This window comes from Bacillus sp. AF62 (assembly GCF_050312695.1).
GTDB lineage: Bacteria > Bacillota > Bacilli > Bacillales > Bacillaceae_G > Bacillus_A > Bacillus_A cereus.
The window spans coordinates 1-25153 of sequence record NZ_JBNPJZ010000093.1 but is presented as its reverse complement, the minus strand read 5'-3'; the positions used below and the strand labels follow the sequence as shown (position 1 = coordinate 25153).

Genomic DNA, 25153 nt, shown 5'->3' with positions numbered 1-25153 from the left:
CACTTTTATCAATACACTCTGATATGCAATATTACATATACAAAAAACAAGCTGAATTCTTTTGAAAAATTATACAGAGATATTTTTTCGTTTGGTACATACTTGAAAAGGTGAAGCATTCTTTTGCATTTTATGAGTAATCACATAAAAAAAGCTGCTGCCTATAAAATATAGACAGCAACTTCAACTAGAGTAGCTTGCATAATCTACGCAAGACATTTTATAACTAATAAACTGCGATCGGCCCATAAGGACCATTAATAATTTCTATTTTTGTTTCAAAAATATCTGTCAAAAGTGTTGGGTCCATAACTTCTTCTACTGTTCCAAAAGCAGCAATTTGTCCATCTTTCATAGCACAAATTTTATCCGAGTATTTAGCTGCAAAATTTATGTCATGCATGACAGTCAAAATTGTTCGTCCAAATTCATTAGCTGCACGTCTCAAATGCTCCATCATTTGAACAGAACGAGCAACATCAAGGTTGTTCAGAGGTTCGTCCAAAAGTACATATTCCGTCTCTTGGCACAATACCATCGCTACATATGCCCTTTGTCTTTGACCACCAGAAAGCTCATCTAAATATCTATTCTCTAAACTAGTTAAATCTAAGAAATCGATATATTTAGAGATGATAGCCTCATCTTCTTTAGTCAATCTTCCCTTTGAATAAGGAAAGCGCCCAAATCCAACTAGTTGTCTCACAGTAAGCCTAGTTACAAAATGATTTTCTTGTCGCAATATAGTCAAAACTTTTGCTAAATCTTTTGATTTGGATTCAGAAACATCCATATTTGCTACCTGAATTTGGCCTTCATCCATATCTAACAGTCTGCCAATCATCAAAAGTGTTGTTGACTTTCCAGCACCATTTGGTCCAATTAAAGAAGTAAAGCCTGCTTTTGGTATTTCAATATCCAAAGGTCCTATTTTTACCTTATCAGTATAGAACTTTTTAACATTATCGATTTTTATCATAAAGCCCTCTTCCTTAAAACTATAGTTAAGAATATGATTCCACCAAATAATTCAATAATAACTGAAACTACACCTTGAGCATGGAATACATGATACATTAAAAAGTATGCGCTCGTCATTATTAAAAATCCTATAGCAAAAGCCATCGGAAAAATATATCTATGATCATAAGTTGACGCTGCCTGATAACTCAAAGTTGCCACTAAAAAGCCGTAGAAAGTAAGTGGCCCAATTAGAGCTGTTGAAATGGACATTAAAATAGCTACTAATACAAGCGTATAAATTACACTAGGTTGGTATTTAACTCCAAAAGAAGTAGCAACATCTTTTCCTAGTGACAAAACATTCAAATTCTTAGAATGAGCAAAAATTAATACCGCTACAATTATGATCATAGGAATTACAATAGGAAAATATGCAGGATCTGCATGATTAACAGAACCAAATAATCTTGCTTGTAAAATATCAAATTCTGAAGGCGCAAGTAGTTTTCTCATGAAAGTTGACACAGAATTTAGCCCGGTACCAATAATAATTCCAACTAAAAGCATAAGTTGTAAATTCCCGTATTTACCGGAAAGTAACCATCCATAAAGTATTAAACTCATGAAGACCATAACAACAACTTGGAATAAAAATGAGCCAATTCCATTAAAATTTATTAACGCACTAGCACCAAAGAAGAATACTGTACTCGTTTGAATTGCTGAATAAAGTGATTCGAAACCTAAAAGTGAAGGAGTAATAATTTTATTATTCGTAATAGATTGGAAAGCAACTGTCGACAAGCTATGGCAAACCGCAGCAATAATCATTGCAACAATAGCTACTATCCTTCTCTTAACGACTGGGATAAAAGAAGGTGAATCTATCGGAACTGGATTGTTATACACTAAAAGGCCATATGAAGAAAGGAGACCTAAACCAATCAATGTTATCAGTAAAATCCAATAACGCCTTGCTTCCTTCTTAGAACGAAAAGCGCTAGCTGATCTACTTTCATTATGAAGGCTAGAATCGATTTCGACATTTTCTTTTTTTCTATATTCTAATGTGATCATCGTAGCCTCCTTGGTTTTCTTTGTCTCAATAAAATAGTAATAAACACGACTGCTCCCACTGTTGCAAGTATTAAAGAAACAGGTAATTCAAAAGGCTGTATAATTGTTCGAGAAATGATGTCACAGGCAGTTATTGATCCCATTCCGATCACACAAACCCAAGGTAAATTACTCCTAAGATCATCACCTCTAAACATTGAAACGATATTTGGCACAATTAATCCTAAGAAAGGTAAGTGTCCAATAACAGCTGCAACAATTCCAACTGCAACAGAGATAAGAGCAGTCCCAAAAAGAACAATTCTATTGTAATTAACTCCAAGACTTGTTGCGACATCTTCTCCTAGTCCAGCTAAAGTCAATCTATTAGCATACATAAAAATAAGAAAAGTAATGATAACAATCAGCCATAAATATTCATATCTTCCCACCTGAATGTTAGCAAATGAACCTACAAACCAAGTTTCAATACTTTGCGTCTTTTGAAAAAGGAGTCCTAAAAAAGTAGACACTGCAGAAATTACTGCTCCAAGCATCAATCCAATAATCGGAACAATTAAAGACGAACGAAGCTTAACTCTTCTTAAAAATAGAAAGAAAATCATAGTTCCTATAAAAGAAAAAATGATTGCACCAGTCATTCTTTGAACTAAAGTAGGGGCAGGAAATAATAAATACACAAAAAGCAGGCCTAAGCCTGACCATTCAATAGTCCCCGTTGTAGTAGGTTCAACAAAGCGATTCTGTGTAATGAGTTGCATTACGAGCCCTGCCATCGCCATCGCAGCTCCAGTAAGCATTAATGCAGCTGTTCTCGGAACACGAGTTATGAAAAACATCTCTGTCCCGTCCTCTTGTCCACGTATATCATAAACTCCAGTAAACAGTGATATAATCCCTAAAATTATAACAACTATAACTGCTATTATAAAAGGTTTTGTCCATATTTTATTTTGATTATAAAACTGGGGTTGAGAAATATTCTCAACCCTAGAAATCATATTTTTTGACACTGTTTCGTACCCCTTTACACTACTTAGCTAAAGTTTTTGCCATATTTCCAAATAACTCTATATAAGTTTGAATTGATTCATTTGTGTAAGTATCTTCTGGTGCATAAATAACTTGTTTTTTAGAAACAGCAGTTGTGTTTTGAAGAGCAGGTGATTTAGAAATAACATCCTTAGCAGGTGTTGACTTAGCTGCATCAGATGTTGCAGCATCACGATCTAATACGAAAATCCAATCAGGATTTGTTTGTGCAATAGCTTCAACAGAAACGTCATCACCTTTATGACCTGCAGTAGAATTTGAAACTTCTAACGCTGGAGTCCAACCGAAAATTTCATACATTGGTCCCCAAACGCGACCAGAATGTGGAGCAGCAAAACCAATATTACCACCAGTAACGATAACACTCATAACTTTATCTTTTCCGTTATAAGCAGATTTTGCTTTTTCAATAGATTTATCAAAATCAGCTACTAATTGTTTAGCTTCTTTATCTTTATTAAAGATTTTTCCTAAAGTAATTGTAGAATCTTTAAGTCCTTTTACTAAGTTTTCGCCAGGCTTAGTAGCTTTCTCAGAAACATCAAAATTAAGATCAATAACTGCTGCATTTGGTACTAATTTTTTGATTTCTTCGTAATGGTCAGCAAATCTTTGACCAACGATTACAAGGTCAGGGTTTGCCGCTGCAATAATTTCTAGATTTGGTTCACGGTGATTCCCAATATTTTGAACTTTTTCATCCTTTTTATATGCTGAATCAGCAGGCATGATATCCTTTGGAGCAGCCGCTAATTTAATTCCCCAATCAGATAAAGTTTCAAAAGTTCTGTTATCCAAAGCAACTACATTCTTTGGGTTTACAGGGACTTTAACAGTTCCATGAGCATCAGTGATTTCAACCGTTTTTGGCTTATCACTACCATTATCTTTATTATTAGCCTTCGAAGTTTCTTTACTTGAATCTGAGCAAGCTACTAACATTAAAGTGAAAACTGCTAGAATATTCACTAATTTTAAAAGCATAGATTTTTTCATATGTATACTCCTTATAGTGTGATTTATTTCGAAAATGATGACATCCATAGATTGAATTAGAAGGTAACTTTTATTCAATTGAATCGCTATTGATAATCATTTTCATTTGAACATCCTGTTAATTAGTATAGTCATTAATTCTGTGAAAATCTTGTGAATGGTGTGAATTCATAAAATCAGGCATAAAAAGTAATATGTGACGTCAGGCGTGTTGATTAACCATGATTTCCTCTACAAAACACGCTCATTAATAGCTAATATTTTCGTAATCCATTTTTTCACGTCTTTTAATACTTCTAAGAAACTATTTGATTATCATATTTAATAAAAAAATGAGTAAAACCGAATGAAATAATTTTACTCATTTTTTATTATCTTATTTTTATCAGTCAATCATTGAATAGCCTCTGCCATGTATCGTTTGAATATATCTGTCTTTCTTCTCGCACTTTAACTTTTTTCTTACATACCCAATATATAAGTCTACTACATTTGGATTTACTACTACGTTATATCCCCATACTTGATTCAAAAGCATTTCACGGCTCAATATTGTGTTTTTATTCTTGATTAAAAATACAAGTAAATCGTACTCGCGCTTCGTAAGCGACAGGTTTTCGCCACCTTTTTTCACAATATTGCTTGATGCATCAACAAAGAGATCTTTAAACTGAAAAAAGTTTATCTCCTTTTGCTGGTTACAATCACTTCTTCTTAAAATTGCTTGAACCCTTGCTACTAATTCTTCTTTCGCAAATGGTTTTCTGATATAATCATCTGCTCCTGCTTGTAACCCTGCTACGCAATCCTTGCTAGAAACATTGTCGGTCACAATAATGATCGGTGTCGTTTTAACTAATCGTATTTGTCTACAAATTTCTGGTCCGGATATACTTAATGAATCCCAATCCAATATGATAATATCCCAATCTTGTTCATATATTATATTTAAACCTTGGTTTTCATTGTGAAGTTTTAAAATGAAATAGCCTTCTTGCGTTAGACCGCTTACAATTTTCTTTGCTGAAGACCGTTCATTTTTAATCACCAACACCTGCTTCACCGATGGTTCACCTCTACTTCAATATAACTTATTTAGATAAAAAATTATCCCCAAAAAACAATTTAAGATTTATAAATTTAAAACTCCTAAATAATCCATTAAAACAGTTTATTAGGAGAACTCTATATAATCTTACAATAGGTATGGATAAAAACACAAAACATATAGAGATTTGAATAAAGTGAAATTTTAATGAGATCTCACCAATTGGGCGTTTACGGTCAGCTATAGTATCTATCTGCTTATCATCAATAACTAGTTCTTCATTTTCTGTTTCAGAGGTACCGCCCGATTCCCATCAACTTAAGCATTTTATAAAACCACAAAATGAAAAAACGGTATTCTTTCTATTACTTTAAATCTAGAAAACAAATCACTTCAATGTTTTCTGAATATTATGGGAGGATGTAAATACTGTGAACACTGTATATTTAGTGTTTAGTTGACCTTATAATAAAAAAAAGCGCGCTAAATTGAATTGAAAGGTGCAAAAACATGATTACAAATCAACAATTAGTAATAAACAATTTGGAAGAAAAATTAAAAGTATTTACTCATACAGTTAGTGGAAAACTTACAAAGGAAGAAGATTTCATCATAGCAAATACAGAAATTCCTACTGATACATTCAATGTTGTATTGCCGAAATCTCCAAATATCAAAAATGCAGTTAAGATTAGACATGGAATCGATAATTTTTCATATAAAAAATATCCCTTTAGTATTTGGATTGATGCTCAGTATTTAACTGAGGATTGGACAAAACTTATGCAAGAATATGACCTAAAAGAAGCGGAACGTAATGTAATGATGAAACTTGACAATACTCTTAATGTTGATCAAAGAATTTCCCATCAACTTATGATTACTAATGTGAAAAATAATGAAGAACTTTTAAAATATATAGACGTATTCATGAGCTTATTTGAGGGTACACCAGAAAAAGATGCATTAGAAAGTTATTTTAATAAGTTTTCACAAGTAAAATTAGGTTCAGAAGTTCAAATGTTTATTGGATGCATAGATGACATGCCTGTAACTACTGGTTTATTAATAGAAAGCAAAGATAGTTATGGTATTTATGATGTGATGACAAAAGAAACATTTAGAGGTAAAGGAATTGGCAGTGAAATGTTTCAATTTCTTCTAAATCAAACAACAGATAAACAAAAACCAGTTGTATTACAGGCTTCAGATGATGGGAAAAATATCTATAAGCGATTTGGATTTATAGATGTCGGAGAAATGGTTGTATTTGAATAAAAGGTTTTCTTATTAAGCTATAGGGTGGAATTGTTGAGCAATATAGATAGGAAATGATCCAACTTTTTATAAAAGAATAAACCAATTGAAAATATCAAGGGCGTGTTTTGAACAAACTTTTTTCAAAACACGCTTTTTTCTTTTTGTTTGTTTATCAAGGTTATTTGCTTAACTTGAACAAACTTTATTCTAAAACAACATGAATTATTAATTAATATCACTTTGAAGAAGCATATCTTTACATAACAAAAAAGAAGCATAAACCTGCACATCATGCAAAGTTATGCTTCCTGTTATACAAAATAAAAAAACCACCAAATATGTATTGGTGGAGACGGTGGGAGTCGAACCCACGTCCAAAAATATCGGCACTTAAGCTTCTACGAGTGTAGTCGATATATTAGCATTTCGCGAACTCTTCGGCCTATCGACAGGCTTCCAAGTTGCTAGTCTGGTTGTTCTCTTCCTTTGTCCTCAGACGGCGAACTCCGGCGTAGTCCACTTAGTTTGAGTCCCTTACCCTACCACATGGACGATGGAGGGAGGAACCTTTAGTGCAATTAAGCAGCTAAAGAAAGATTGTTTTGTTTGCCAATTATAGGCTTTGACGTTTTAACGAGGCCGATCCCCTCGACTCGCAACCTAAGCTCGAACTATCCCTGTCGAATCCGTAACGTCCCCATGATAAAAATGGAGCATACGAAGAAAATATCGTGATAGCTACTAAAAGCTGTTTTTCAATGTGCAACAACCTTACATAAGTTATTATATCATACGCGCGCCGTTTTACAAATGTAAATATCTGTATTACATCTTTTGGCGATCACGGAACACGCGTGCAATTTCACGTTTTGCTTCTTTCTCTTTTAAATCGTGACGTTTATCGTATTGTTTCTTACCTTTTGCTAAACCAAGTGCCATTTTTGCAAATCCATTTTTCAAATAGATTCTAAGTGGAACTAATGCGTAACCTGTTTCTTTTGCAGCGCCCGCTAGCTTATCAATTTCTTTTTTATGAAGAAGTAATTTTCTCGTACGAAGTGGATCATGGTTGAAACGATTCCCTTGTTCGTATGTATTAATGTGCATATTATGAACCCATACTTCACCATTATGTACACGTGCAAACGCATCTTTCAAGTTCACGCGACCAGCGCGAATCGACTTAATTTCCGTTCCTTGAAGGACAAGCCCTGCTTCGTATGTTTCTTCGATGAAATAATCATGAAACGCTTTTTTATTTTGTGCAATAACCTTACCTGTACCCTTTGGCATATAACGTCCCTCCTCTATTTTTACTATTGTAACAAATGTAAACAAAAAGCGAAAGTGGCTCGCTCTCAAGCCACGAAGAAAAAAGAAAACGGCCCCGCTTTTCATCAAAGCGAAGCCACTCTTTTCTTACTTACGCTTTTTCTTTTTCTTCTTGAATCCTGGTACGTTTTCGAAAAATCCTTTTTTCTTCTTGCCGTTACCATCTTTTTTCCCTGGCTGACTTGCGGATGCGGATGTGGATGCGGATCCTCTTCCTTTTCCTTTGCCACCACGGTCAAATTTTCTACCTGTGCCACGTTCACCGCCGCGCTCATTACTGCGCTCGCTACGTCCACCGCGTTTCTTTCTGCCTGTTCTTGGCTGCTCGATAACGACTGGACGATCTTTGAACTTACGACGAGGCGTACCTTTCATGCCAACGATTTCAAAGTCGATTGCACGCTCGTCTTTATTTACGTTAATAACGCGAATTGTAATTTCATCACCGATGCGGAATACGTTACCTGTACGTTCTCCGATCATTGCGAAATGTTTTTCGTCGTAACGATAGTAATCATCCGTTAAGTAGCTAACGTGTACAAGACCTTCAATCGTATTTGGAAGCTCTACAAACAGACCGAAGTTTGTTACAGAGCTAATCATACCGTCATACTCTTCACCGATCTTATCGACCATATACTCTGCTTTTTTCATTTCGTCTGTTTCACGCTCTGCTTCAACAGCACGGCGTTCCATATTAGAAGAGTGCTCTGCAATCTCTGGTAAGTTTTCACGCCATTTTGCTTGTGTTTCACTGTCGACTTTACCGTTAATGATGTATTCACGAATTAATCTATGAACAATCGTATCTGGGTAACGACGAATTGGCGATGTGAAATGCGTGTAGAACTCAGTTGATAAGCCGAAATGTCCTAAGCTCTCCGAATCGTAACGTGCTTGCTTCATAGAACGAAGCATAACCGTTGAAATAACTACTTCTTCTGGCTGTCCTTGAACCATTTCAAGAATTTGTTGCAGCGCACGAGGGTGCACTTCATTCGCACGTCCTTTTACCGCATATCCGAAGTTCGTTACAAACTCGAAGAAACGCTCAAGCTTATCTTCTTTCGGATCTTCATGGACACGGTACATAAACGGTACGTTCATCCAGTGGAAGTGCTCTGCTACTGTTTCGTTCGCAACAAGCATAAATTCTTCAATTAACTTCTCTGATACAGAACGATCGCGCATAACAACATCAGTCGGTTTTCCTTCTTCATCTACTAATACTTTCGCTTCTTTAAAGTCAAAGTCAATTGCACCACGGCGCATACGTTTTTCACGTAGAATTTGTGCCAATTGCCCCATCTCTTTAAACATCGGTACTAATGGCTCATAACGCTTAATTAACTCTTCGTCCTCATCTTCTAAAATGCTTCTTACGTCAGCATACGTCATACGCTCTGTCGTTTTAATCACACTTTGGAAAATCTCGTGTTTAACAACATCACCTAAGTTGTTGATTTCCATTTCACAAGATAATGTCAGACGGTCTACTTTCGGATTTAATGAGCAAATACCGTTAGATAGACGATGTGGAATCATTGGAATTACACGGTCAACAAGATACACACTAGTCGCTCTTTCCGCTGCTTCTACATCAATTGGAGAACCTTCTTGAACGTAATGACTTACATCCGCAATGTGAACGCCTAGCTTGTAATTGCCGTTCTCAAGCTTCGTTACTGTAACAGCGTCATCTAAATCTTTCGCATCTGCACCATCAATCGTTACGATCATTTGATCACGTAAATCACGGCGATCTTTTAAATCTTCTTCTGAAATCGTTTCTGGTACACTGTTTGCATGCTCCATCACTTCTTCAGGGAATGCTAAAGGTAAATGATGTTTATGAATGACAGATAAAATATCTACTCCTGGATCATTTTTATGACCTAGAATTTGAATAACTTCACCTTCTGCACTTAAACGGTTTTCTGGGTAGCTCGTAATTTTCACAACTACCTTATGACCTTCTACAGCACCCATTGATGCACTTTTCAAGATAAAGATATCACTCGTCCAGCGCTTATTGTCAGGTATAACAAAGCCAAAGTTTTTCGATTCTGTATATGTACCAACAAGTTCTTTCGTTCCACGCTCTAAAATGCGTACAATTGAACCTTCTTGACGTGAACCGCTCGATTGAGAACTAAGTCGTGCTAATACTGTATCGCCATGAAGTGCACCGTTTAATTCTGTAGGAGGGATGAAAAGATCATCGTCTCCCGTTTTCTTCTCGTCTGGTACAACGAATGCAAAGCCACGTGCATGTCCAATTAACTTACCTCTTACTAAATTCATCTTTTCAGGAAGACCGTAACGGTTGCTACGTGTACGAATAACAAGTCCCTTCTCTTCCATCATTACAAGTGCCTTTACAAAATCTTTAAAGCCCTCAGAACCTTCAATTCCAAATGCCTCTTCTAACTCTTGTATCGTTAGCGGTTTATACGCTTCTTCTCTCATAAATAATAACAACTTATCAATATGTTCTTGTGTGATTTCTTCCAAGCAAAAATACCTCCTTTAAAACCTTATATTATTTAGTGTATCCGAAAGATAGGGGATGTATAAAGCGAAACTTCAATACTCCCCTTATGATTTTTACAGTTTTCACAAAAAATTCCTTATGAAAAAAAGAGGCAACTAGATCTTACCAATCTAGTTGCTCCAAGAAGTTATATACATCCTCATGTAGCTCGTCACGTTGTTTATCAAGTGTAATGACATGCGTAGAGTCTTCATACCATTTAATGTCTTTTAACGTAGATTCTACACCGTTATAAATAATGTTAGCACTATCTGTATTAATCATTTCGTCATGACGTGCTTGTACAACAAATGTTGGTGCATAAATCATATCCACATTGTTACGTACGTCAGCAATTAATTGTTGTAATGCTTTTAATGTATTCATCGGTGTCTTTTGGAATTCCAACATTTCTTGTTCAATTTGTTCTGGTGATTTTTGCTCACATTTTTTATATTCGCGGGCATATGCCAATATACCTTGGTACATCGTTTCTTCGCTCTTAATATACATCGGTGCACACATTGGTACTACACCTAAAACCGGTACTGTATAACCTAATTTTAAAGAAAATACGCCGCCAAGTGACAATCCAACAACAGCAATTTTCTCAAAACCTTTATCTTTTAAAAGCTGATATGCCTCCGTTACATCTTGCCACCAATCTGTAGGGCCTGTATGAACAAGCTCTTCTGGTGGTACACCGTGCCCTTTATAAATTGGTGCATGACAAGTATAGCCTTTCTTTTCTAAGAAACGCCCTAACATACGTACATCAGCTGAGTTCCCTGTGAATCCATGTAGTAATAAAACAGCGCGGTCTCCACCCTCAAATGTAAATGGTTTCGGAGATGCTAATTTCATCATGTACTTCTCCTCTTTCTCTTCTGTAATCTAGTCGTATTCTTTCTATATCTAGTGTACCATATTTACATTTCTATAATCTAATTAGAAACATCTTTCAAATGGCAAAACAAAAAAGAAGAACCATTAGTACATCTTACTAACGCTTCTTCTTTCAATTCTATAAGTTTAAGTACGTAACAGCAATTGTTAATACAAAGAACAATACAGCTAAAACAATTGTAATACGGTTTAATACTGCTTCAATTCCACGTGCTTTTTGCTTACCAAATAATTGCTCTGCACCGCCTGAAATTGCACCTGAAAGGCCTGAGCTATTACTAGACTGCATAAGTACCATAACAATCATTAAAATCGATACAGTAATAAGTAAAACGGATAATAACGTATGCACTTGGCGTACCTCCTACAAAGATTCAGTTATTGTAACTGTAGCATAAATCCTATAGAAAAGCGAGAGCTATAGAGTTGCCCTCGCTTTTCTTCTATTACATAAACATCATTGCAAATAACGGTCCAAGTAAACATGTCAAAATTGCTGTTAATGTCATTGTTACCGATCCAATAACACCTTCATGCTCGTTATTTTTCATTGCTCTCATAACACCCATAATATGAGAAGCACATCCAAATCCGATACCTTTACCAACTGAGTTTGTAACACGGCTCCATTTTAATAAGAGAGGTCCTGTAATTGTTCCAGTAATACCTGCGATAACAACGAAAGCTGCTGTTAAGGAAGGTACACCACCAACTTGTTCAGAAACGCTCATCGCAACTGGCATTGTTACCGATTTTGGTAAAGACGATAAGATTAAGCTTTTATCTGTTCCCATAAGTGAAGCAATAGCAAAATCACTAGCGATTGCGACTGTTGTACCTACTAATACCCCGCCAGCAATCGGTACAACATATTTTTGCAGAACATGACGTTGTTTATAAAGAGGAATTGCAAATGCTACAACACCGGGTCCAAGTAGCTTTGCAATCCAGCCACCACCACTTTCCATATAATGTTGATATGGTATATCAAGCACGATAAATAGGAAAGCCATTAATCCTGTTGCTACAAGCATTGGAATGGTGAATGGTGTTGGAAATAATTTATAGATTTTTTTAGATAATTGATATAATAGCACCGTAAAAAGAACCCAACCGATTCCGATTAATATTTGGCTCATCGCGACTCTCTTTCCTTCCTATTCGCAAGATATTGTCCTGTATGTCCTGCGACAATAATAATTAAAAATGTACTCGCTACAACTGTAATGAAAAGAGAAATTCCTTTACTCATAAAAAAAGCACCGTAATTCATTAGGCCAAGCGTTGGCGGAATTAATAAAAACGGCATAATAGCAACGAGTGTTTCTGCTCCTAAATCGAACCATTTCACTGGAAGAACTTTTAGGCTAAGTAAAACAAGTAAGAGGAACATCCCTATCAAACTTCCTGGAATTGGAATGTTTAACATTTCTTGCACCCAAGTTCCAACCATATAAAACACGTAAAGAGCAGCAATTTGGACAAGAATCTTTGTAAATTTCATGTTCATCATCCCTCATGTTTATACGATCTTCTGTTAATATCTTTATCATAGTATAAATTGTAAAAAGCTGCAATTTATCAACTTGACAGCAAAAACAGCCTATGTTACACGCTTACAACCTTGATATGACTGCATTTTCAAACAAAAATTACGTCAAAAACCTTGACCTAATATAAAAAGTTTTTATTTTCTGAATTTATAAGACTGTTATTTCAATAAAATAATCTTTTTATCCTTAAACTTACATATATATAAAGTGAAACTTTAATCATTGAGGGTTTCCTCATCCCCATTGATCATTCCTCACCAAGCGGGTTTGTACGGGATAAACAAGATAGGTGGTGAACATATGCCCAAAAAAGTTCTCATTTTTTGTGATCCTGGGATTGATGATACGATGGCTCTCCTCTTAGCATTCTTTATCAATGAAATAGAAATCGTCGGTATCGTTGCTGATTATGGCAATGTTCCAAAAAAAATGGCCGTAGAAAATGCTCATTTTCTTACAAGCGAAGTAAAGGGTAGAAATATCAAAATCTTTGGTGGATCAGAACGTCCAATTACTGGTGCTCCTCCTGCTTTTTTTACAGATGTACACGGGAAACAAGGGCTCGGGCCAATTATTCCAAAGGTGAATGTAACTAACGAAGAAATGGAGAATTTTTTTGAAGTTATTCCTCTTATTGAACAGTATAAAGATGAATTAATTATTGTGAGCTTAGGAAGACTTACCTCCCTAGCAATTTTATTTATCGTATGTAAACAATTAATGGAGCAAGTTAAACCCTACTACGTAATGGGCGGTGCCTTTTTACATCCTGGTAATGTTACCCCTATTTCCGAAGCAAACTTTTATGGCGACCCTACTGCAGCTAATATAGTCCTTCAATCCGCAGCTAACATGTACATATACCCATTAAACGTCACCCAATATTCCATCATTACACCAGAAATGGCCGAATACATTGAGGCCAAAGGAAAAGCCCCACTTGTCAAACCGTTATTCGATCATTATTACTACGGATATTATAAAGACGCCCTACCACATTTAAAGGGCAGCCCCTTCCATGACACAATGCCAATACTCGCTTTACTTGATAACTCTATGTTTACCTATCACAAATCACCTATCGTTGTCATGACAGAATCTTATGCACAGGGGGCAAGCATTGGAGAATTTCGCTCTTTAGGAGAACCTAAACCATTTATTGATTGGCCGAGTCATCAAATAGCAATTAATTTTGATTATAACCGCTTCTTCAAACATTTCATGTCACTTATGACAGGTGAACAATTTTAACATAAAAAAACAGACCGTGATTTCTCACGGTCTGTCGTTTATTTTCTACAATTATCGTTTGATGTTATAGAAAGATTTGATACCATCGTAAACAGCGATTTCGCCTAGTTCGTCTTCGATGCGTAATAATTGGTTGTACTTAGCAATACGGTCAGTACGGCTCATAGAACCAGTTTTGATTTGGCCAGCGTTAGTTGCAACTGCGATGTCAGCGATTGTAGCATCTTCAGTTTCACCAGAACGGTGAGATACAACTGCTGTGTAACCAGCACGTTTAGCCATTTCGATAGCTTCGAAAGTCTCAGTTAAAGTACCGATTTGGTTAACTTTAATTAAGATTGAGTTAGAGATACCTTTTTCGATACCTTCAGCAAGTTTTTGAGTGTTAGTTACGAATAAATCGTCACCAACTAATTGTACTTTATCACCGATACGCTCAGTTAATAATTTGTGACCATCCCAGTCGTTTTCGTCTAAACCATCTTCGATAGAGATGATTGGGAAGTCTTTGCAAAGCTCTTCGTAGAAATCAACCATTTCTGCAGAAGTTAAGCCAGTACGGCCTTCGCCTGCAAGGTCATATTTACCAGTTTCTTTGTTGTAGAACTCAGAAGAAGCAACGTCCATTCCTAAGAATACGTTCTCGCCAGCTTTGTAACCAGCTTTTTCGATAGCTTCGATGATTACTTCTAGAGCTTCACGGTTAGAACCAAGGTTTGGAGCGAATCCACCTTCGTCACCTACTGCAGTGTTAAGACCTTTGTCATGTAATACAGCTTTAAGTGCATGGAATACTTCAGCACCCATACGGATTGATTCTTTGAATGTTGGAGCACCAACTGGTAAGATCATGAACTCTTGGAAGTCAACGTTGTTATCAGCGTGAGAACCACCGTTGATGATGTTCATCATTGGAGTTGGTAATTGTTTTGCATTGAATCCACCAAGGTAACGGTATAATGGAAGACCTACGAAGTCAGCTGCTGCGTGAGCTACTGCCATAGATACACCAAGGATAGCGTTAGCGCCTAGTTTACCTTTGTTTGGAGTGCCATCTAATTCGATCATAGCACGGTCGATACCAGCTTGGTCAGTTACATCGAAACCAGCGATTTCTGGAGCGATAATTTCGTTAACGTTGTTTACTGCGTTAACAACACCTTTACCAAGGTAACGAGATTTGTCACCGTCACGTAATTCTACTGCTTCGTGCTCACCAGTAGATGCACCACTTGGTACGATAGCGCGTCCGAAAGCGCCGCTTTCTGTGTAAACTTCTACTTCTACAGTTGGGTTACCACGAGAGTCAAGGACTTCGCGAGCATAAACATCAATAATTGTTGACATAATAAATTCTCTCCTTTTTATATAAGCAAATTATTTAATAATTGTTTTACCTGTCATTTCTTTCGGTTGTTCCACATTTAAAAGTGTAAGCATTGTTGGAGCGATATCTCCTAAAATACCACCTTCACGAAGCTCTACATCATTTTTTGTAACGATGAAAGGAACCGGGTTAGTTGTATGAGCTGTCATAGGACCGCCATCAGCAGTTAACTCCTGATCAGCATTACCATGGTCAGCAGTAATAAGTGCTACACCATCTTTTGCAAGAATTGCTTCTACAACTTTTCCTAAACATTCGTCAGTTGCTTCTACTGCTTTAATTGTTGGTTCCATCATCCCAGAATGGCCAACCATATCACAGTTCGCAAAGTTAAGAATGATAACATCATGTTTATCATTTTCGATTTCATTTACTAAAGCGTCCGTTACTTCGTAAATGCTCATTTCAGGTTTCAAGTCATACGTTGCAACCTTTGGTGAGTTAATTAAGATACGCTCTTCTCCTGGGAATTCAGCCTCACGACCACCGCTAAAGAAGAATGTAACGTGCGGATACTTTTCAGTTTCCGCGATGCGAAGTTGCTTTAATCCCGCTTGCGCAACAACTTCACCTAAAGTGTTATCAAGGTTCATTGGCTTGAATGCCACGTAACCATCTACAGTTTCACTGAAGTGTGTCATACATACGAATTCTGGAATGTGAGGTACTTTTTCACCACGATCGAACTCACGGAAGTCTTCGTTTGTAAATACACGAGCAATTTGAATTGCACGGTCTGGACGGAAGTTATAGAAGATAACTGCATCATCATCATTGATTGTTGCAACTGGCGTGTTATCTTCGTTAACAATTACAGACGGCAATACGAATTCATCATAGATACCGTTCGCATAAGAGTCTTCTACACACTCTTCTGCTGATTTATAAGTAGGGCCTTCACCATTCACCATAGCACTGTAACATTTTTCTACGCGATCCCAACGCTTGTCACGGTCCATAGAGTAATAACGACCAGAGATAGTCGCGAATTGTCCTACTCCTGTTTCTTTAATTACTTCATTCGTTGCATCGATATAACCTTTTGCTGTTTGTGGTCCAACATCGCGGCCGTCTAAGAATGCATGGATATAAACTTTCTCCACGCCTTCTTTTGCTGCTAAGCGAAGAAGAGCAAACATATGGTTCATGTGACTGTGCACACCACCGTCAGAAAGTAAACCGAATAAATGAAGTGCAGTACCTTTTTCTTTTACGCTTTTAATTGCATTTTGGAAAGTTTCGTTCTTATCGAACTCACCTTCACGAATTGCAACGTTAACGCGTGTTAAGCTTTGATATACTACGCGGCCAGCACCGATATTTAAGTGACCAACCTCAGAGTTACCCATTTGACCTTCTGGAAGACCTACCGCCTCACCACAAGCTGTAAGCGTTGTATGAGGGAATTTGTTCCAGTAACCATCAAAATTAGGTTTCTTAGCTTGTGCTACAGCATTCCCGTAAGTTTCTTCACGAAGTCCGAAACCGTCAAGAATGATTAAAGCTGTTGGCTTTCTCATTTTACCGCCCCCAGAAGACCTAAGAACGAAGCAGGCTCTAAGCTAGCACCGCCAACTAAAGCGCCGTCGATGTCAGATTGTGCCATATACTCTTTAATGTTTTCTGGTTTTACGCTACCGCCGTATTGGATACGAACAGCTTCTGCAGCTTCTGGAGAAACAGCTTCTGCAACAACTTTACGGATGTGCGCACATACTTCGTTTGCGTCTGCAGAAGAAGAAGATTTACCTGTACCGATAGCCCAGATTGGCTCATAAGCGATAACAGTTGCTTTAACTTGCTCTTCTGTTAAACCTGCAAGTGCTTTTGTCACTTGACCTGCTACTAGATCAAATGTTTTTCCGCTTTCGCGCTCTTCTAAAGTCTCACCACAACATACGATTGGTGTTAAACCATGTTCAAATGCTGCGATAGTCTTTTTGTTTACTGATTCATCTGTTTCAGCAAACATTTCACGACGCTCAGAGTGGCCAAGTACTACATAGCCAACTTTTAAGTCGCTAAGTGCTACTGGGCTAATTTCGCCAGTGAATGCACCATTTTTTTCGAAGTGCATGTTTTGTGCACCTACTTGTAAGTCAGTTCCTTCAGTTGCTGCTACAAGGCGCTCTAAGAATAGAGCTGGAGAGCAAACTACTGCATCAACAGCTGAAGCTGCTGGGATTTGACCTTTAACTTCCTCTACGAAGCTAACTGCTTCAGATAGAGTTTTATTCATTTTCCAGTTACCTGCGATAATTGGTTTACGCATGCTTTGCACCGTCCTTTTTCTTTGGCTGCTACTTATTTGTCGTTAAGACAAACTACACCTGGAAGCTCTTTACCTTCCATGAATTCTAATGACGCACCGCCGCCAGTAGAAATGTGGCTCATTTTATCAGCCATACCGAATTTTTCAACAGCTGCTGCAGAGTCACCACCGCCGATAACAGAGTATGTATCTTCTGCATCTGCTAATGCTTGTCCTACTGCTTTTGTACCTTCTGCGAATGGAGTCATTTCGAATACACCCATTGGTCCATTCCATACAACAAGCTTAGAATTTTTAATTACATCTGCATAAATTTCACGTGTTTTAGGACCGATGTCCACGCCTTCCCAGTTAGAAGGGATAGAGTCGATACCAACGATTTTAGTTGTTGCAGTTTCAGAGAATTCCTCAGTGATTACAACATCAACTGGCATGTAGAAGTTTACGCCTTTTTCTTTTGCAAGTTGCATAAATTCTTTAGCTAGTTCAATCTTGTCGTCTTCACATAGAGATAGACCAATTTCATGACCTAAAGCTTTAACGAATGTGTAAGCAAGTCCGCCACCGATGATTAAGTTATCTACTTTGTCTAATAGATGACGAATTACACCGATTTTATCTTTTACTTTCGCACCACCGATGATAGCTGTAAATGGACGTTCTGGGTTAGAAAGTGCTTTACCAAGTACATCTAACTCTTTTTCCATTAATAGACCAGATACTGCTGGTAGGTAGTCTGCGATACCTGCTGTAGAAGCATGAGCACGGTGAGCTGCACCGAATGCATCGTTTACGAAGATGTCAGCAAGTGCTGCAAATTCTTTCGCAAGTTCTGCATCGTTCTTTTCTTCGCCCGCATAGAAACGTACGTTTTCAAGAACTAATACGTCGCCTTCGTTCATTGCTGCAACCATTTCTTGTGCAACTGGTCCGAATGCTTCGTCCGCTTTTTTAACATCTTTACCAAGAAGCTCGCCTAAACGTGCTGCTACTGGAGTAAGACGTAATTCTTCTACTGCTTGACCTTTTGGACGGCCTAAGTGGCTTGCTAAAATAACTTTCGCACCTTGCTCTACTAAATATTGAATTGTAGGAAGAGCTGCACGGATACGAGTTTCATCTGTAATTTTGCCTTCTTTCATAGGTACGTTGAAATCAACGCGGCAAAATACACGCTTACCTTTTAAATCTACGTCACGAATTGATTTTTTGTTCATTGGATTTCCCTCCGACTACTAGTTAGGATTGACAAAACCCATTCAAAAGCTTAACACATTTGCTTTTAAAACGAAAGAAGAGAGAGAGGGAACAAACCCTCTCCCTCGTTTTGTCATTGATAACTTATATAATTAAGAATTAAAGACCTTTTGAAGTCATGTAAGCTGCTAAGTCTACTACGCGGTTAGAGTAACCAGTTTCGTTATCGTACCAAGAAAGTACTTTAACCATGTTACCTTCCATTACCATTGTAGATAATGCATCGATTGTAGAAGAAGCTGTACATCCATTATAGTCGATAGATACCAATGGCTCTTCGCTGTATCCAAGGATACCTTTTAATTCGCCTTCAGCTGCTGCTTTGAATGCTGCGTTTACATCTTCAACTGTTACTTCTTTGTCAAGTTCAACAACTAAGTCAACAAGAGAAACGTTAGCAGTTGGAACACGTACAGCGCCACCGTTTAATTTACCTTTAAGTTCTGGTAATACTAATGCTACAGCTTTAGCTGCACCAGTAGATGTTGGGATCATGTTTTCAGCTGCTGCACGAGCACGACGTAAATCTTTGTGTGGTAAGTCTAAGATTTGTTGGTCGTTAGTGTAAGAGTGAATCGTTGTCATCATTCCGCGTTTTACGCCGAATTTTTCGTTTAATACTTTAGCGAATGGAGCTAGACAGTTTGTAGTACAAGAAGCGTTAGATACTACGTTGTGGTTAGCTGCATCGTATTGTTCGTGGTTAACACCCATAACTACAGTGATATCTTCGTCAGAAGCTGGAGCTGAGATGATAACTTTCTTAACTGATCCACCTAAGTGTTTTTCAGCGTCTGATTTTTTAGTGAAACGGCCAGTAGATTCTACTACTACTTCTACTCCGTAGTCGCTCCATGGTAATTGAGCTGGGTCACGCTCAGCGATAACTTTAATTTCTTTACCGTTAACAACGATGCTGTTTTCGTTAGCAGATACTTCTGCATTTAAAGTTCCGTGAACTGTGTCATATTTTAAAAGGTGAGCTAATGTTTTAGCATCTGTTAAGTCGTTGATTGCTACTACTTCTACCTCAGAGTTGTTAAGAGCTGCGCGGAATACGTTACGTCCGATACGTCCAAATCCATTAATACCAATTTTAGTCATTTGAATTTCCTCCTTGGGGGATTATATTAAAGGGTAAAACCCTTTGTTAACTGTTTTGCTGCACCTTCATCTGTAATTAGAATTGAAGTGTGCCCTTGCTTTATTACAGCCTGTATTGCTTTTGCCTTTGAAGAACCTCCAGCGACTGCAACAACGTGAGATACATTTTGTAAATCCTCTAGTTGCATACCCACTGTTCTTACTTTATGAACAACATTTCCTTCTTCATTAAAGTAGTAACCGAAAGCTTCGCCAACTGCTTCGCTTGCCTGAATCTTTAACCAATCTGCTTCTGAAGTACTTCTGCGACGTGCCATTGTTAACGCATCACCTATTCCATGAATGACGATATTGGAAGATCGAATCAACTCAAGAACTTCTTTCACGGAAGGCTCTGTCACAATAGACGCATATGCTTCGCTACTAACATGGTCTGGAACATACAATAAGCGATAATTACTCATCGTATTTTGCGCCATCTTGGCACAAATGGTATTGGCTTCTAATTCAACACCTTCTCCAATTCCACCACGTGCTGGGACAAATAGCATATGTAAATCTTTGCAATCAAGTTGCATCATGTCCGCAGCAGCAGCTAGCGTAGTTCCTCCAGCCACAGCAACGATATTATTCGCTGTCAGACGGTCTTTTATACAAGTCACACAAGCACGGCCCATCTCCAGTTTGACCCAAGGTGATTCATCACTATCACCAGGGACAACGAAAACTTCATCCAAGTCTAATGTTTCCTTAAGTTGCTTTTCTAAAACCTTTAACCCGGAAATTTCTTTCATAAAGTCTTCCAAAGCAAGAACTAAAGCTGTTCCTTCTTCTGTCAAAGTCATTCCAGAAGAAGCGACGTGAACTAAGTTTTGTTCTTTCAAAACTTGAACTTCACTTCGCAATACTCGTTCTGTCATACCGAGGCTTGCTGATAAGTTTCTTCTTCCAATCGGCTGCATGAGCCTAATGTATTGAAGAATTTGCATTCTCGTTTGCATAACAGGTAGCAGATCAGGTAATAATTTTTTTGTGTTCTGAATCCATGAGCGCATATCTTTTCTCCTCACTACATTGGTTCATTTTTCCTTCATGGTCACTTTACGTCCCGTAGTGACATTTTGTGTCCCACATAGGTTAAAAAAATAATCCCTGCTACGTGTATTATTGTAACAGGAGATAGAAACTTATTCAACTCTTAACTGCATTCTTTATATAGTTTATTATGACACCTTTGTGAATGTTACCATATTCTACTTGTTTTCCGTCCATTTCTACAACCGGAATCATTAAGTGATATTTTTCTAAAAGGTCATTATCTTCATATATATCTATTTCCTCGATTTGAAAAGAATATTCACATTGTACTTCCTGTAAAACTTGTTTCGCCTTCACGCAAAGGCCACAATCTTTTTTAGTATACAGTACAACTTTCATCTTCTTCACCTATCCGATCGTTTTTCGTAATGACGAAGCTGGGATATGCATTTGTTCTCTATACTTCGCCACTGTTCTTCGAGAAATAACAATTTCATGCTCTTCTTCTAATAATTTTGAAATCTTTTGATCTGAAAGTGGCTTTTTCTTATCCTCTGCCCCAATTAGCGTTTGAATAAATTGTTTTACACGTTTTGTAGAAACTGCTTCATCTTCAGTCGTCGAAACGGCATTGCTAAAGAACGATTTCATCTCAAATAAACCGTGTGGTGTTTGCACATATTTATTTCGCGTCGCACGACTAATTGTTGATTCATGCACACTTAACTCTTCCGCTACCTCTTTTAAAGCGAGAGGTCTTAAATACTCTGGACCTTTCCAGAAGAAATCACGTTGTTTTTCCATAATAATATTCATCACTTGCAGCAGCGTCTGTTTTCTCTGCTTCAAACTGCGCATAATCCACTGCACATGCTGATACTTTTCTGATACGTAAGATGCTACTTCACTTTCACTATTATTAAGAAGCGCACTATATTCAGAATGAATTTCAATTCTTGGCATATTTCTCTCATTCATTTGTAAAACGAGGCGATCGCCATCTTTTTTCACCGCCATATCAGGCACAATATAAAGTGGTTTATCTGAAGAAAACGCAAGACCTGGTTTTGGTTGTAATGACGTTATACAATTTACCGCACTCTGTAATTCCTCATTACTACATTTCAACACTTGAACGAGCTTTCGCCAATCTTTCTTCACAAAATAAGCGAAATGATCTTCTACAACCTCTTCTGCTAATCCATTCCGTCTTTGTAAGCGCTTCAATTGCAAGGTTAAACATTCCTGAATATTACGCGCCCCTACCCCTGCTGGTTCCAGTGATTGGACAAGCTCTACAGAGCGGTCGACTACATGAATATGCGCAGAAAGGAGCTCTGCTAACTCTTCATTCGTTTCTTGTAAATATCCATTTCCATCCATGTTCATAATAATGAAAGAAGCTACTTTTCGCTCTTCTTCATCTATTTTATAATACTGTATTTGATTTAATAAATGTTGCTGAATCGTTGTAGAATCCACACTGTAGATCTCCATCTGATTCTCGACTTGTTTGCTGGTACTTTTACTGTTGTTAGAGCTCTTTTTCTTCTCCCTCTCAAAACCACCTAACTCAATAAGGGGATTCTCTAACGATTGCTCATACAAAAACTCCGATAATTCTTGTACATTATACTGGAGCATTGTAATCGCTTGCCTTAACTCTTGTGTCATTGCCAAACGTAAGCTTTGTTCTTGTAAAAGACTTGCCTTCAAACTAATCTCCCCCTTGTTTCTATTGTACAATAAGTTTGGTAAAAGGAGAATGCTATCACAGACACCCATTCCAAAATATTATTAATTTATATGTATTAATGAGATTTACAACTTACAACCTAAATTTGAATAATATTGAAAGAAAATAATAAACTCAATTATTTGTTACCACATACTAATAGTAACCCTTAATTTTATATATAACAACATTAAATTTATCTCTGTTCAATTCCAAAATAAAAAGAGCAGTTTAGGTATAGTGACACTTCACTATGCCTAACTACTCTTTTACGATTCTTAATTAAGAAAGAAACCTCTTATTTAAAGCTAAGGAACTTTGATTCCTAATTACATAGGAATCATAGAGATAATCGTTCGATTCACTAGACGCTCCTTGAATTCCTCTCATCTCTTCCACAGACAACTCAACTATTTTTTTCACGCTTCTCTCGTTATTACTATCCATCATTTTTTGTTTTCTTTTCGAAAAAAATCCCATAATTTATTCCCCCCTGCAATTAATTATTTTTTAACAATTGAATGAATTTAAGGCTCTTACCACTTCTTAATACACCTTTCGGATAGACCTTCGCTGCAAACATAGCAATTAAGCTAATGCTAGCCAGTAATACAACCATAGATGTAATAATTTCTAAACTCCCAACGGATCCATTAATAATCCTAACTACCATACTAATTGGAGCTGTAAACGGAACATATGATGTCACCCTTGATACTAGCCCTTCAGGGTTATCAAGTACTACTAATAACTCCACCACTAAGCTTCCCATCAATATAAGAGTAATCGGCATCGTTGTTCCGGATAATTCTTCTGGCCTACTTACCATAGAACCAAACACTGCGAAAAGTGCCGCATAAACGAAGTAACCGAGAACAAAATATAACAAGAAATATGCAGCATGCTCACCTGTAATCATATTTACATCAATATTCACTCCAAAAAACGAATCCGATACCTTGAAAATTCCAGATTTAATATATAGCGCCATACTAAGGAAGAAAATAAATAACTGTGTCAAACTAGCAAGACCGACTCCTAATATCTTCCCAAAGACCATGTGAACAGGCGACACCTTCGTTACCATCACTTCCATAACACGCGACGCCTTCTCTGACGCTACCGCTGTAGCAATCGCATTTCCATACGAAGTAATTGCTAAGTACATAATCGCTACTAATAAATACACCAGTAAGAATGAGCTTGTTTCTTCGTTATTTAAGTTTTGCTTTTTCGCTTGCACGTTCATCGTCAGTGATTTCACAGCCTCTTCTGATAACTGTTGTTTAACTACCGCACTTTGAAAATACTGATTTTGTACAAATACCTGCGCACTTTGAATCAACTTAGGATTATCCACCTTCATAAAGTAATCTAATACTGGTTCAGCACCCGCACCCTCTTTTAATATAAAGAGCGCTTCGACTTTCTTATCTAACAAATCTTGCTTATATTGATTTAATTTTGTTTTATCACCTAAAGACCAATCCCATTCTGGAAGAGCTTTACTAAGATTAGATTGATCCAAAGTAACATTAGGTGCTTCGGAAATAAATACAACTTTTGCTTTTTCTTTCTCTCCAGAAAACTTTTGTACTAAAGTTGGAAAGGAGAATAAGAATATCCCTCCCCCTATTAATAACAATGTCATCCCAATAAATATTTTCGTCCTCACACGATCCCAATACGTTTGCCCTAAAACAATCCAGAAATTCCTCATTACTTATGCACCCGCCTTTTCAACAAAGATTTGATGTAAAGAAGGTTCTTTAATAGAAACATCTCGGATATATTGTTTAGTTTTAATGTCTTCAAGCAGCGAAAATGCATCCTCTCCATCATTAACTTTAATCATGAACGTACGATTAACTTTTTCAAAATTGAAATTTTTCTTTTTAAGAATAGGTTCAATATCCCCTTCCGTTTGCAACGTCATATATTTGTATTGATAACTTTTCTTAATATCTGACAAGGCACCCGATAATACAAGTTGACCATTTTTCATAATACAAATTTCCTCACAGAACGTTTCTACACTGTCCATTTGATGACTACAGAAGATAATCGTTTTTCTTTGCGCGATTAACTCGAGCACAACATTTTTTAACATCTCTGCATTTACAGGATCCAATCCACTAAATGGTTCATCTAGTATGATGAATTCCGGATTATGCAATATCGCTGAAATCAATTGAATTTTTTGTTGATTTCCCTTTGACAATTCCTCTGTTTTCTTCTTTAAATGTGGTGTCATTTCTAATTTTTCTAGCCACTGTAACGCATGCCTTTTTGCAAGATTAGCTGGCATTCCTTCTAAGAACCTGTTTAAAATCTTTTTAATAAAATCGCTACACCTGCCAATAAGCAACTCTGTCTGCTATTTTCAAG

The 25153-nt window shown here is 37.1% G+C and carries 24 protein-coding genes and 1 other RNA gene; 2 read left to right on the top strand and 23 right to left on the bottom strand.

What is annotated here, in order from left to right; genetic code table 11:
* Positions 1-226: 226 nt before the first annotated feature.
* The 5 genes from ACQRBL_RS24785 to ACQRBL_RS24765 form a co-directional block, all read right to left on the bottom strand.
* Positions 227-979, bottom strand: coding sequence for an ABC transporter ATP-binding protein (locus tag ACQRBL_RS24785; RefSeq protein ID WP_000590061.1), 753 nt, complete (start codon positions 977-979; stop codon positions 227-229).
* Positions 976-2040, bottom strand: coding sequence for an iron chelate uptake ABC transporter family permease subunit (locus ACQRBL_RS24780; protein ID WP_000631247.1), 1065 nt, complete (start codon positions 2038-2040; stop codon positions 976-978). Before ACQRBL_RS24780 ends, ACQRBL_RS24785 begins: the two co-directional genes overlap by 4 nt.
* Positions 2037-3053, bottom strand: coding sequence for an ABC transporter permease (locus ACQRBL_RS24775; protein WP_000042077.1), 1017 nt, complete (start codon positions 3051-3053; stop codon positions 2037-2039). The genes ACQRBL_RS24780 and ACQRBL_RS24775 overlap by 4 nt, the downstream gene beginning before the upstream one ends.
* A gap of 19 nt (positions 3054-3072) precedes the next feature.
* Positions 3073-4089 (bottom strand): siderophore ABC transporter substrate-binding protein, encoded by a 1017-nt coding sequence (locus tag ACQRBL_RS24770; protein WP_411996025.1) that lies wholly within the window; start codon positions 4087-4089, stop codon positions 3073-3075.
* 385 nt (positions 4090-4474) lie between these two features.
* A complete protein-coding gene (locus ACQRBL_RS24765) occupies positions 4475-5152 on the bottom strand; it encodes a response regulator transcription factor (RefSeq protein ID WP_411996024.1) in 678 nt (225 codons plus the stop codon).
* A 495-nt stretch (positions 5153-5647) separates the two neighbouring features.
* Here ACQRBL_RS24765 and ACQRBL_RS24760 point away from each other — a divergent pair, with 495 nt between their 5' ends.
* Complete coding sequence (locus ACQRBL_RS24760) at positions 5648-6415, top strand: GNAT family N-acetyltransferase (protein WP_016123739.1); 768 nt, start codon at positions 5648-5650, stop codon at positions 6413-6415.
* Positions 6416-6741: 326 nt separating this feature from the next.
* Here ACQRBL_RS24760 and ssrA read toward each other — a convergent pair.
* The 7 genes from ssrA to ACQRBL_RS24725 form a co-directional block, all read right to left on the bottom strand.
* Positions 6742-7096, bottom strand: a transfer-messenger RNA (tmRNA) gene (gene ssrA / locus ACQRBL_RS24755).
* 126 nt (positions 7097-7222) lie between these two features.
* Positions 7223-7690 (bottom strand): SsrA-binding protein, encoded by a 468-nt coding sequence (gene smpB / locus ACQRBL_RS24750; protein WP_001123920.1) that lies wholly within the window; start codon positions 7688-7690, stop codon positions 7223-7225.
* Between the two features lie 126 nt (positions 7691-7816).
* Positions 7817-10243, bottom strand: a complete 2427-nt coding sequence (rnr, locus tag ACQRBL_RS24745; RefSeq protein WP_411996023.1) for a ribonuclease R — start codon at positions 10241-10243, stop codon at positions 7817-7819.
* A gap of 142 nt (positions 10244-10385) precedes the next feature.
* Positions 10386-11126, bottom strand: a complete 741-nt coding sequence (estA, locus tag ACQRBL_RS24740; RefSeq protein ID WP_411996022.1) for a carboxylesterase — start codon at positions 11124-11126, stop codon at positions 10386-10388.
* 160 nt (positions 11127-11286) lie between these two features.
* Entirely contained in the window at positions 11287-11520 is a 234-nt protein-coding gene (gene secG, locus ACQRBL_RS24735) for a preprotein translocase subunit SecG (protein ID WP_000557266.1), read from the bottom strand.
* Between the two features lie 94 nt (positions 11521-11614).
* Positions 11615-12307, bottom strand: coding sequence for an LrgB family protein (locus ACQRBL_RS24730; RefSeq protein WP_000078304.1), 693 nt, complete (start codon positions 12305-12307; stop codon positions 11615-11617).
* Positions 12304-12672: a CidA/LrgA family holin-like protein gene (locus ACQRBL_RS24725; protein ID WP_000673222.1), complete on the bottom strand. Its 369-nt coding sequence runs from the start codon at positions 12670-12672 to the stop codon at positions 12304-12306. Before ACQRBL_RS24725 ends, ACQRBL_RS24730 begins: the two co-directional genes overlap by 4 nt.
* Positions 12673-13021: 349 nt before the next feature.
* Here ACQRBL_RS24725 and ACQRBL_RS24720 point away from each other — a divergent pair, with 349 nt between their 5' ends.
* The gene (locus ACQRBL_RS24720; protein WP_065485768.1) at positions 13022-13972 is read left to right on the top strand and encodes a nucleoside hydrolase; all 951 of its coding nucleotides are present in this window, start codon (positions 13022-13024) and stop codon (positions 13970-13972) included.
* Positions 13973-14023: 51 nt separating this feature from the next.
* On the opposite strand, the gene eno is transcribed toward ACQRBL_RS24720, so the two are convergent.
* The 11 genes from eno to ACQRBL_RS24665 all read right to left on the bottom strand — a co-directional run bounded on the left by eno (position 14024) and on the right by ACQRBL_RS24665 (position 25073).
* On the bottom strand, positions 14024-15319 hold the full coding sequence (eno, locus tag ACQRBL_RS24715) for a phosphopyruvate hydratase (protein ID WP_000103951.1): 1296 nt from the start codon (positions 15317-15319) through the stop codon (positions 14024-14026).
* Positions 15320-15349: 30 nt separating this feature from the next.
* On the bottom strand, positions 15350-16879 hold the full coding sequence (gpmI, locus tag ACQRBL_RS24710; protein WP_001231158.1) for a 2,3-bisphosphoglycerate-independent phosphoglycerate mutase: 1530 nt from the start codon (positions 16877-16879) through the stop codon (positions 15350-15352).
* A complete protein-coding gene (gene tpiA / locus ACQRBL_RS24705; RefSeq protein WP_001231038.1) occupies positions 16876-17631 on the bottom strand; it encodes a triose-phosphate isomerase in 756 nt (251 codons plus the stop codon). The genes gpmI and tpiA overlap by 4 nt, the downstream gene beginning before the upstream one ends.
* A gap of 32 nt (positions 17632-17663) precedes the next feature.
* On the bottom strand, positions 17664-18848 hold the full coding sequence (locus ACQRBL_RS24700) for a phosphoglycerate kinase (protein ID WP_001036331.1): 1185 nt from the start codon (positions 18846-18848) through the stop codon (positions 17664-17666).
* A gap of 139 nt (positions 18849-18987) precedes the next feature.
* Positions 18988-19992 carry a type I glyceraldehyde-3-phosphate dehydrogenase gene (gene gap / locus ACQRBL_RS24695; protein ID WP_000161234.1) on the bottom strand — a complete coding sequence of 335 codons (1005 nt, stop codon included), beginning with the start codon at positions 19990-19992 and terminating at the stop codon, positions 18988-18990.
* A gap of 26 nt (positions 19993-20018) precedes the next feature.
* Positions 20019-21047 carry a gapA transcriptional regulator CggR gene (gene cggR / locus ACQRBL_RS24690; protein ID WP_001258185.1) on the bottom strand — a complete coding sequence of 343 codons (1029 nt, stop codon included), beginning with the start codon at positions 21045-21047 and terminating at the stop codon, positions 20019-20021.
* Between the two features lie 136 nt (positions 21048-21183).
* The gene (locus ACQRBL_RS24685) at positions 21184-21429 is read right to left on the bottom strand and encodes a glutaredoxin family protein (protein ID WP_000869730.1); all 246 of its coding nucleotides are present in this window, start codon (positions 21427-21429) and stop codon (positions 21184-21186) included.
* 9 nt (positions 21430-21438) lie between these two features.
* Positions 21439-22746 carry an RNA polymerase factor sigma-54 gene (gene rpoN / locus ACQRBL_RS24680; RefSeq protein WP_000647953.1) on the bottom strand — a complete coding sequence of 436 codons (1308 nt, stop codon included), beginning with the start codon at positions 22744-22746 and terminating at the stop codon, positions 21439-21441.
* Between the two features lie 301 nt (positions 22747-23047).
* A complete protein-coding gene (locus ACQRBL_RS24675) occupies positions 23048-23245 on the bottom strand; it encodes a hypothetical protein (RefSeq protein ID WP_000505575.1) in 198 nt (65 codons plus the stop codon).
* 19 nt (positions 23246-23264) lie between these two features.
* A complete protein-coding gene (locus ACQRBL_RS24670; protein WP_001243601.1) occupies positions 23265-24485 on the bottom strand; it encodes an ABC transporter permease in 1221 nt (406 codons plus the stop codon).
* Positions 24486-24488: 3 nt separating this feature from the next.
* The gene (locus ACQRBL_RS24665) at positions 24489-25073 is read right to left on the bottom strand and encodes an ABC transporter ATP-binding protein (RefSeq protein WP_411996021.1); all 585 of its coding nucleotides are present in this window, start codon (positions 25071-25073) and stop codon (positions 24489-24491) included.
* Positions 25074-25153: the final 80 nt, after the last annotated feature.

What these genes read in the sequence shown, in the direction of transcription:
- ACQRBL_RS24665 (WP_411996021.1), bottom strand. Translation starts at nt 25,073, where the DNA reads ATGCCAGCTAATCTTGCAAAAAGGCATGCGTTACAGTGGCTAGAAAAA.
- ACQRBL_RS24770 (WP_411996025.1), bottom strand. Translation starts at nt 4,089, where the DNA reads ATGAAAAAATCTATGCTTTTAAAATTAGTGAATATTCTAGCAGTTTTC.
- ACQRBL_RS24685 (WP_000869730.1), bottom strand. Translation starts at nt 21,429, where the DNA reads ATGAAAGTTGTACTGTATACTAAAAAAGATTGTGGCCTTTGCGTGAAG.
- ACQRBL_RS24780 (WP_000631247.1), bottom strand. Translation starts at nt 2,040, where the DNA reads ATGATCACATTAGAATATAGAAAAAAAGAAAATGTCGAAATCGATTCT.
- smpB (WP_001123920.1), bottom strand. Translation starts at nt 7,690, where the DNA reads ATGCCAAAGGGTACAGGTAAGGTTATTGCACAAAATAAAAAAGCGTTT.
- ACQRBL_RS24700 (WP_001036331.1), bottom strand. Translation starts at nt 18,848, where the DNA reads ATGAACAAAAAATCAATTCGTGACGTAGATTTAAAAGGTAAGCGTGTA.
- tpiA (WP_001231038.1), bottom strand. Translation starts at nt 17,631, where the DNA reads ATGCGTAAACCAATTATCGCAGGTAACTGGAAAATGAATAAAACTCTA.
- eno (WP_000103951.1), bottom strand. Translation starts at nt 15,319, where the DNA reads ATGTCAACAATTATTGATGTTTATGCTCGCGAAGTCCTTGACTCTCGT.
- ACQRBL_RS24785 (WP_000590061.1), bottom strand. Translation starts at nt 979, where the DNA reads ATGATAAAAATCGATAATGTTAAAAAGTTCTATACTGATAAGGTAAAA.
- ACQRBL_RS24725 (WP_000673222.1), bottom strand. Translation starts at nt 12,672, where the DNA reads ATGAAATTTACAAAGATTCTTGTCCAAATTGCTGCTCTTTACGTGTTT.
- cggR (WP_001258185.1), bottom strand. Translation starts at nt 21,047, where the DNA reads ATGCGCTCATGGATTCAGAACACAAAAAAATTATTACCTGATCTGCTA.
- gap (WP_000161234.1), bottom strand. Translation starts at nt 19,992, where the DNA reads ATGACTAAAATTGGTATTAATGGATTTGGACGTATCGGACGTAACGTA.
- gpmI (WP_001231158.1), bottom strand. Translation starts at nt 16,879, where the DNA reads ATGAGAAAGCCAACAGCTTTAATCATTCTTGACGGTTTCGGACTTCGT.
- ACQRBL_RS24670 (WP_001243601.1), bottom strand. Translation starts at nt 24,485, where the DNA reads ATGAGGAATTTCTGGATTGTTTTAGGGCAAACGTATTGGGATCGTGTG.
- ACQRBL_RS24720 (WP_065485768.1), top strand. Translation starts at nt 13,022, where the DNA reads ATGCCCAAAAAAGTTCTCATTTTTTGTGATCCTGGGATTGATGATACG.
- ACQRBL_RS24730 (WP_000078304.1), bottom strand. Translation starts at nt 12,307, where the DNA reads ATGAGCCAAATATTAATCGGAATCGGTTGGGTTCTTTTTACGGTGCTA.
- ACQRBL_RS24675 (WP_000505575.1), bottom strand. Translation starts at nt 23,245, where the DNA reads ATGGGATTTTTTTCGAAAAGAAAACAAAAAATGATGGATAGTAATAAC.
- ACQRBL_RS24760 (WP_016123739.1), top strand. Translation starts at nt 5,648, where the DNA reads ATGATTACAAATCAACAATTAGTAATAAACAATTTGGAAGAAAAATTA.
- estA (WP_411996022.1), bottom strand. Translation starts at nt 11,126, where the DNA reads ATGAAATTAGCATCTCCGAAACCATTTACATTTGAGGGTGGAGACCGC.